Annotated in this window: 9 protein-coding genes; 5 read left to right on the top strand and 4 right to left on the bottom strand. The window is 72.7% G+C overall.

Going from position 1 to position 7482, the window contains the following annotated elements:
* The first annotated feature begins 134 nt into the window (after positions 1–134).
* Complete coding sequence (locus tag QSK30_RS33720) at positions 135–785, top strand: O-methyltransferase (protein ID WP_285509232.1); 651 nt, start codon at positions 135–137, stop codon at positions 783–785.
* Between the two features lie 13 nt (positions 786–798).
* On the opposite strand, the gene glgC is transcribed toward QSK30_RS33720, so the two are convergent.
* Positions 799–2016: a glucose-1-phosphate adenylyltransferase gene (gene glgC, locus QSK30_RS33725; RefSeq protein WP_285509235.1), complete on the bottom strand. Its 1218-nt coding sequence runs from the start codon at positions 2014–2016 to the stop codon at positions 799–801.
* 128 nt (positions 2017–2144) lie between these two features.
* On the opposite strand from glgC, the gene glgA reads away from it, so the two are divergent.
* Positions 2145–3317 (top strand): glycogen synthase, encoded by a 1173-nt coding sequence (gene glgA / locus QSK30_RS33730; protein ID WP_285509237.1) that lies wholly within the window; start codon positions 2145–2147, stop codon positions 3315–3317.
* Positions 3318–3333: 16 nt separating this feature from the next.
* Complete coding sequence (locus QSK30_RS33735; RefSeq protein ID WP_285509239.1) at positions 3334–3834, top strand: GtrA family protein; 501 nt, start codon at positions 3334–3336, stop codon at positions 3832–3834.
* On the opposite strand, the gene QSK30_RS33740 is transcribed toward QSK30_RS33735, so the two are convergent.
* Both QSK30_RS33740 and QSK30_RS33745 read right to left on the bottom strand, forming a co-directional pair.
* On the bottom strand, positions 3756–5249 hold the full coding sequence (locus QSK30_RS33740) for a leucyl aminopeptidase (RefSeq protein WP_285509241.1): 1494 nt from the start codon (positions 5247–5249) through the stop codon (positions 3756–3758). The two genes, QSK30_RS33735 and QSK30_RS33740, sit on opposite strands and share 79 nt — an antisense overlap.
* A 43-nt stretch (positions 5250–5292) precedes the next feature.
* The gene (locus QSK30_RS33745; protein WP_018684035.1) at positions 5293–5460 is read right to left on the bottom strand and encodes a DUF3117 domain-containing protein; all 168 of its coding nucleotides are present in this window, start codon (positions 5458–5460) and stop codon (positions 5293–5295) included.
* 184 nt (positions 5461–5644) lie between these two features.
* On the opposite strand from QSK30_RS33745, the gene QSK30_RS33750 reads away from it, so the two are divergent.
* The gene (locus QSK30_RS33750; protein WP_285509244.1) at positions 5645–6439 is read left to right on the top strand and encodes a PaaX family transcriptional regulator; all 795 of its coding nucleotides are present in this window, start codon (positions 5645–5647) and stop codon (positions 6437–6439) included.
* Positions 6440–6460: 21 nt separating this feature from the next.
* On the top strand, positions 6461–7246 hold the full coding sequence (locus QSK30_RS33755; RefSeq protein ID WP_285509245.1) for an enoyl-CoA hydratase-related protein: 786 nt from the start codon (positions 6461–6463) through the stop codon (positions 7244–7246).
* On the opposite strand, the gene QSK30_RS33760 is transcribed toward QSK30_RS33755, so the two are convergent.
* On the bottom strand, positions 7233–7482 hold a 250-nt coding region (locus QSK30_RS33760), incomplete at its 5' end, for a hypothetical protein (protein ID WP_285509247.1). The genes QSK30_RS33755 and QSK30_RS33760 overlap by 14 nt on opposite strands.

Consider the following 7482-nt stretch of genomic DNA (forward strand, 5'->3'; position numbering starts at 1 on the left):
TGTGACCACCACGGTGCCCTACGCCCTTATGGTGACCGTGAGAGCCAGCTGAGACGAGCCTGAGAAAACGTCGCGGGTGACCTTCCGGGCAGGTTCACCCGTTTTGGCCACCCGCGCCGCTAATCTGCGTTCCCGTGGGACCGGAATCGCCCGCCGTACGCTCGGCGGAGCTCAGCGAGTACGTCGAGGGCCACCTCGCCGAGGACGACACCCTCGTCGCGGCGCGGGCCCTGGGCGAGCAGCTGGGCTGCGCGCCGGTCAGCCCCGGCGGCGGCGCGGCCCTGCGGTTCCTGGCGGGCGCGCTGCGGGCCAAGGCGGTCGTGGAGATCGGCACCGGGGTCGGCGTGAGCGGGCTCTACCTGCTCCGCGGCATGGCCGCCGACGGTGTCCTGACCTCGATCGACGTCGAGCCGGAGCTCCAGGCCGTCGCCAAGCGCACCTTCCGGACCGCCGGGGTCGCCCCCGGCCGCACCCGGTTGATCATGGGCCGGGCGCTGGACGTTCTCCCCCGGCTCACCGACGGCGGCTACGACCTGCTCTTCGTCGACGCGGCCAAGACCGAGTACCCGGCCTACCAGGAGCAAGGGGTCCGCCTGCTGCGCCCGGGCGGGGTGATGGCCTTCGACAACATCCTCTGGCAGGGCAACATCGCCAACCCGGCCCGCCGCGACGCCGAGACCCTGGCGCTGCGCGAGGTCGTGCGGGCGGTCCGCGAGGACGACCGGCTGGTCCCGCTGCTGCTCCCGCTGGGCGACGGGCTCCTGGTCGCGGCCAAGATCGGCTGACCTGCCCGCTGACCTACTCGGCGCGCTTGCCCTTCCCGAGGACCACCACGCCGGACGCGCTGACCGTGTACTGCGCGCGGTCGAGCTCCGGGTCGACACCGATGCGCACGCCGTCGGCCACGAACACGTTCTTGTCCAGGATCGCCTTGCGCACCACCGCGCCCTTGCCGACCCGCGAGCCGGGCAGCAGGACGCTGCCGTCGACGATCGCGCCGTCCTCGATCAGCACGTCCGAGCTGATCACCGAGTCGGTGACCGAGGCGCCGGAGATGATCGAGCCGGGACCGACGATCGACTCCATCGCCGAGCCGGAGTTGACGAACTTGGCGGGCGGCAGCGGCGGGGTGGCGGTGCGGATCGGCCACTCGCGGTTGTAGAGGTTGAACACCGGGTGGACCGACACCAGGTCCATGTGCGCGTCGTAGTAGGCGTCCAGGGTCCCCACGTCGCGCCAGTAGCCGCGATCGCGCTCGGTGGCGCCGGGGACGATGTTGTCGTCGAAGTCGTAGACGTGCGCGGTGCCCTGGTCGACCAGCATCGGGATGATGTCGCCGCCCATGTCGTGCATGGAGTCCTTGTCGGCTGCGTCGGTGCGCAGCGCCTCCACCAGGGCCCGGGTGGTGAAGATGTAGTTGCCCATCGAGGCGAAGGTGACCTCGGGGTCGTCGGGCACCGAGGGCGGGTTGTCCGGCTTCTCCAGGAAGCGGGTGATCTTGCCACCGGCGTCGGAGTCGATGCAGCCGAACGCCCTGGCCTCCAGCCGCGGCACCCGGATGCCCGCCACCGTCACCCCGGCGCCGGAGGCGATGTGCTGCTCCAGCATCTGCCCCGGGTCCATCCGGTAGACGTGGTCGGCGCCGAAGACCGCGATGTGGTCGGGCTGCTCGTCGTAGACCAGGTTCAGCGACTGGTAGATCGCGTCGGCGCTGCCGGTGTACCAGCGCGGGCCGAGCCGCTGCTGCGCGGGCACCGGCGTGACGTACTGGCCCAGCACGTTCGACAGCCGCCACGTGGTGGAGATGTGCCGGTCGAGCGAGTGCGACTTGTACTGGGTGAGCACGCAGAGCTGGTGGAAGCCCGCGTTCACCAGGTTCGACAGCACGAAGTCGACGAGGCGGTAGTTGCCCGCGAACGGGACGGCGGGCTTGGCGCGGTCGGCGGTCAGGGGCCACAGCCGCTTTCCCTCGCCACCGGCCAAGACGATCCCGAGTACGCGCGGCTGGCCCTTCACGTCCTGAATCTAACCGTCCCCGCAAGAGTCCTGCCAGACGTGCTGCTCCGTGTGGTCGGTCGTTGCCGTTCCGTTCACCCACCCGCCGCATCGCGTTACGACGAGCGGGCAGCGGCTACCGTGTCGGGGTGCGGATCGGATTGTTGACACGGGAGTACCCACCGGAGGTCTACGGCGGGGCGGGGGTGCACGTCGGGTTCCTAGTCCCCCGGCTGCGCGAGCTCGTCGACGTGGACGTGCACTGCTTCGGCGGTCCGCGCGCGGACGCCACCGCGCACAACCCGGCGGCCGGGCTGGAGCACGCCAACGCGGCGCTGCGCACCCTCTCGGCCGACCTGACGATGGCGGCGGCCACCGACAACGTCGACCTGGTCCACTCGCACACCTGGTACGCCAACCTCGCCGGGCACCTGTCCGGTGTCCTGCACGGCGTCCCGCACGTGATCACCGCGCACTCGCTGGAGCCGCGCAGGCCGTGGAAGGCCGAGCAGCTCGGCGGGGGCTACCGGCTGTCCTCGTGGGTCGAGCGAACGTCCTACCTGGCCGCGGACGCCATCATCGCGGTGAGCGAGGGCATGCGCCGCGACGTGCTCGACTGCTACCCCGAACTCGACCCCGCGCGCGTGCACGTCGTGCGCAACGGGATCGACGCGGCCGCCTACCACCCGGTGTCCGAGGTGGACGCCCTGCGCGCGCACGGCGTCGACCCGGACCGCCCGGCGGTGGTCTTCGTCGGCCGGATCACCCGGCAGAAGGGCGTCGGGCACTTGGTCGCCGCCGCCCACCACATCGACCCGGCCGCCCAGGTCGTGCTGTGCGCGGGCGCCCCGGACACCCCGGAGATCGCCGAGGAGACCCGGGCCGCGGTGGCCGAGCTGGCCGCCGCGCGCGAGGGCGTGTTCTGGATCCAGCAGATGCTCCAGCCCGCCGAGGTGCGCCAGTTCCTCAGCCACGCCACGGTGTTCGTCTGCCCGTCGGTCTACGAGCCGCTGGGCATCGTGAACCTGGAGGCGATGGCCTGCGGCACCGCGGTGGTCGCCTCCGACGTCGGCGGGATCCCCGAGGTGGTCGCGCACGGCGAGACCGGGCTCTTGGTGCACTACGACGAGGCGGACACCTCGCCGTTCCGGGTCGGTCTGGCCGATTCGATCAACGAGCTGTTGGCCGACCCCGCGCGCGCAGCCGCGATGGGCGCCGCGGGCCGCGCACGCGCGGAACGCGAGTTCTCGTGGGCGTCGGTCGCGGAGCAGACAGTCGCGGTGTATCGCTCGACACTGTCTGAGAGAACAGTCAGCGGCTGACTCTTACGGTGGTGACGTGCACGGACGTTCTGGCGTGAAGACGCGCTTCAGCCGATACACGGTGGCCTCCCTGGTGGCCACCGGTATCAGCCAGCTCGTCCTCTTCGCGCTCTACGGCTGGGGTGGGCTGGGCGCGATGACCGCCAGCGCGATCGCCTTCGCCGTCGGCGCCGTGCCGCACTTCGTGATGATCCGCTGGTGGGCCTGGGGCCAGCGCGGCATGCCCCGGCTGAGCAGGCAGGTCGTCGGCTACCTGGTGGTGACGGTCCTGGGCGGCGTCGTGTCCGTGCTGCTGACCACGGGCGCGGACTGGCTGATCGGCCCGCTGCTGACCGACCGCGCCACCCGCACGCTCGTGCTCAACGTCACATACATCCTGAGCGGACTGCCGGTGTTCGTGGCGAAGTACGCGTTCCTGGACCGGGTCTTCGACCAGGGTCAGGACGCGTACGAGGCCGCCAGCTCCACCAGCGTGCGCGCGGCGAACCCGGTGGCCCCGGGGACCACGTCGGCGTAGTTCCGGTCGGCCCGGGCCGGGCCCGCGATGTCCAGGTGGGCCCAGGGCAGGCCGTCGGTGAACTCGCGCAGGAACAGCGCGGCGGTGATCCCGCCGGGGCCGGGCGGGCACTGCCGCAGGTCGGCCAGCCCGCTCGCCACCTCGCCCGCGTACTCCTCGAGCAGCGGCATCCGCCACCACGCCTCGCCCGCCTGGTCGCCCGCCGCGTGCACGCGGTCGGCGAGGGCGTCGTCGCTGGCGAACAGGCCGCCGGTGCGCACGCCCAGCGAGATCTTCATGGCGCCGGTGAGGGTGGCCACGTCGACCAGCACCTCGGCGCCGAGCTCACGGGCGTAGGCGAGGCCGTCGGCGAGCACCATGCGGCCCTCGGCGTCGGTGTTGGTGACCTCGGTGGTCGTGCCGCCGTAGTGCCGGACGACGTCGCCCGGGCGGTAGGCCGACCCGGACACGTGGTTCTCCGCGCACGGCACCAGCGCGGTGACCCGCACCGGGAGGCCAAGGCGGGCGATCGTGATCGCCGCGCCGATCACGGCGGCGCCACCGGCCATGTCGGTGCGCATCAGGTGCATGCCCTCGTTGGGCTTGATCGAGATGCCGCCGGTGTCGAAGGTGATGCCCTTGCCGACGAAGGCCAGGTGCGGGCCGACGGCACCCGCGGGGGCGTAGTCGAGGTGCAGCAGCCGCGGCGGGCGGGCCGAACCGCCGCCCACGGCCAACAGGCCGCCGAAACCGTGCTGGGCCAGCCAGCGCTCGTCGCGCACGTGCGCGGTGAGGCCGGTGACCTTGCCCGCCACCTTGGCCGCGGTGCGCGCCAGCCAGGCCGGGTCCTTGACATTGGACGGGGTGTTCGCCAGGTCGCGGGTGAACGCGGTGGCCGCGGCCAGCGCGAGCACGCGCCGCACCACGGTCTCGATCCGCTCGCGACGGTCCCCTTCGGACACCACCAGCCGGGCCGTGCGCAGGCCGGGCTTGACCTCGTCGTTGCTCACCCGGAACCGGTAGCCGCCCAGGGCCAGGCCGCGGGCGAACCCGGCGACCTCGGCCTCCTCGGCGTCCGGCGGCAGTTCCACCTGCACCCGCCGGTCGGCGTCGGGCTCGGCGGCCAGGCGCGCGTTGACCGCCCGGGCCAGCGCGGCCCCGGCGTCGCGCCAGTGCCCCGGCGTGCCCTTGCCGATGCCGACCACCCAGCGCGCGGTCGACTGGAACGGGCCGGACACGGCCTCACCGGCGGCGCCGGTCAGCGCCACCGAGGCCACCCAGTCGGCGGTGATGTCCTCGCCACCCGGACCGAGCAGTGGCGGTCCCTCGCCTTCCGGGGCCCGGCTGAGCACGGCGCGCGGCACGCCGGCGCGAACCCCGGCGGACACCTCCACGTCGGGCAGCGTCGTCGGCAGGGTCGGCACCGGCGTGGACAAGCGTTCCTCCGAGCGGGGGCTGGGGTCGGGACGGGAGCGGGGGTCAGCCCGCGGCGGACTTGAGCGCGTCGCCGAGGTTGCTGGCCTCCTCCGGGGTCATCTCGACCACCAGACGTCCGCCGCCCTCGAGCGGGACGCGCATCACGATGCCCCGGCCCTCCTTGGTCACTTCGAGGGGACCGTCACCGGTCCGGGGCTTCATGGCCGCCATAGCGTGCTCCCTCCGTCATAGCCTGCCCACCCGGCGGCGGTCCACGTCGCGGCGGACCGACCGGGTCCCGGTCATTCTCCCCTATCGGACTCGCGGCGGTGAAATCGGAACCGATCATCGCGTGTCGGGTGACCGGCCACGATAGGTGGCGCGCGGCCCACGCGGGCTGACAGACTCGGGCGTCGTGCGCGCCCGTTCCGCCCTCTTCGACGTATTCGGCGGCTACCTGCGCGGTCGAGGTGGCTCCGCCACCATCGCCGCGCTGGTCCGGTTGCTGGAGCCACTGGGCTTCGGCGCGCCCGCGATCCGGACCGCGGTGTCCAGAATGGTCCGCCAGGGCTGGCTCACCCCGGTCCGGCTGACCGAGGGCGCCGGGTACGCGCTGACCAGCCGCGCCGAGCGGCGCCTGGACGAGGCCGCGGCCCGCATCTACCGCACCGGCAGCTCCACTTGGGACCACCGCTGGCACGTGGTGGTGCTGGAGGGGGTACCGGCCCGGGGGGACCGCGACCGGCTCGCCTCCTCGCTCCGGCTGCTCGGCTACGGACCGCTGGGCGTGGCGACCTGGGTCTCGCCGCGCCCCTCACCGGAGCTGGCCGACGTGCTGGAGGACCTGCCCGCCCGCGTGTTCCACGGCGCCCACGACGGCTCCGACGCGGACCTGGCGGCGCGCGCCTGGGACCTCGACGGCCTGGGCGCCCAGTACCGCGGGTTCGTGGCCGAGTGGACGCCGGTGGTGTCCGCTGTGGACGGAGCCGACCCGGCCCAGGCCTTCGCCGCGTCCCAACGGCTGCTGCACGCGTGGCGCAAGTTCCTCTTCCGCGACCCTGGCCTGCCCACCGAGCTGCTGCCCGCGGACTGGCCGGGTGCGGCAGCGGCGGCGTTCTTCGACGAGCACACGGCCCGACTGGCGCCCGCGGTGACCGAGTTCCTGGACGACTGCCTGAACCGGGGTGGTAAGCAGAGGTCGACCGCGTAACCGGCTGGAAGGTAGGAGCCCGTGACTGTGCTGGAGTCGGTGGACCTCGACGGGGTGCGCACGCTCACCTTGAACCGCCCGGACGCGTACAACTCGCTGACCGTCGAACTCAAGGAAGCGCTGCTCACCGCCCTACGCGAGGCGGGCCAGGACGACTCAGTGCGCGCGGTAGTGCTGACAGGGGCCGGCAAGGCGTTCTGCGCGGGGCAGGACCTCAAGGAGCACTTGGCTCTGCTGGAGGCGGGCGACCCAACGCCGCTGTCGACGGTGACCGAGCACTACAACCCGATTGTGACAGCGATCACGGAGCTACCGAAGCCGATCATCGCCGCGGTCAACGGCATGGCGGCCGGCGCGGGCGCGTCGTTCAGCTACGCGTGCGACCTGCGGATCGCGGCGGACAACGCCAAGTTCCTGATGGCCTTCGCCAGCATCGGCCTCACGGCAGACTCTGGTGCGGCATGGACCCTGCCGCGACTCGTCGGGTACGGCCGGGCCATGGAGATGATGCTGCTCGGCAAGCCCGTGGACGCCGCGGAGGCGCTGCGGGTGGGCATGGTCAACCAGGTGGTCCCGGCGGCGGAACTGCTGTCGACGACCCACGCCCTGGCGAGCAGGCTCGCGGCGGGCGCGACGACGGCCTACGCGAAGATCAAGGAAGCGATGCTCGCGTCGGCGGGGGGCACGCTGGGCGAGGGCCTGGCTGTCGAAGGCCGGACGCAAGCGGAGGCGGGCGCCAGCGCGGACCACCGGGAAGGCGTGGCGGCGTTCGTGGCCAAGCGCAAACCGGAGTTCACCGGCAAGTGACCCCGATGGCCGTGGCGGCGGCCGTGGTCGTGATGGCGGCCGTGTCGTAGCGGTGGCCGTGATGGCGGTCGAGGTGCGTGACGGCGGCGGTGGTCATTGTCGTGGCGATCGCGGTCGTGGCGGCGGTGATGGTCGTGGCGGCGGTCGGGGTCGGGGTGGCGACAGTCGTGTTGGCGGTCATGGCGGCGGCAGTCGCGGTGCACCCCCGCAGGCCCGCCATAGCCCGCCCAACCCAC

This window comes from Actinokineospora sp. NBRC 105648, from assembly GCF_030269645.1.
GTDB lineage: Bacteria > Actinomycetota > Actinomycetes > Mycobacteriales > Pseudonocardiaceae > Actinokineospora.

What these genes read in the sequence shown, in the direction of transcription:
- QSK30_RS33745 (WP_018684035.1), bottom strand. Translation starts at nt 5,460, where the DNA reads ATGGCGGCCATGAAGCCCCGGACCGGTGACGGTCCCCTCGAAGTGACC.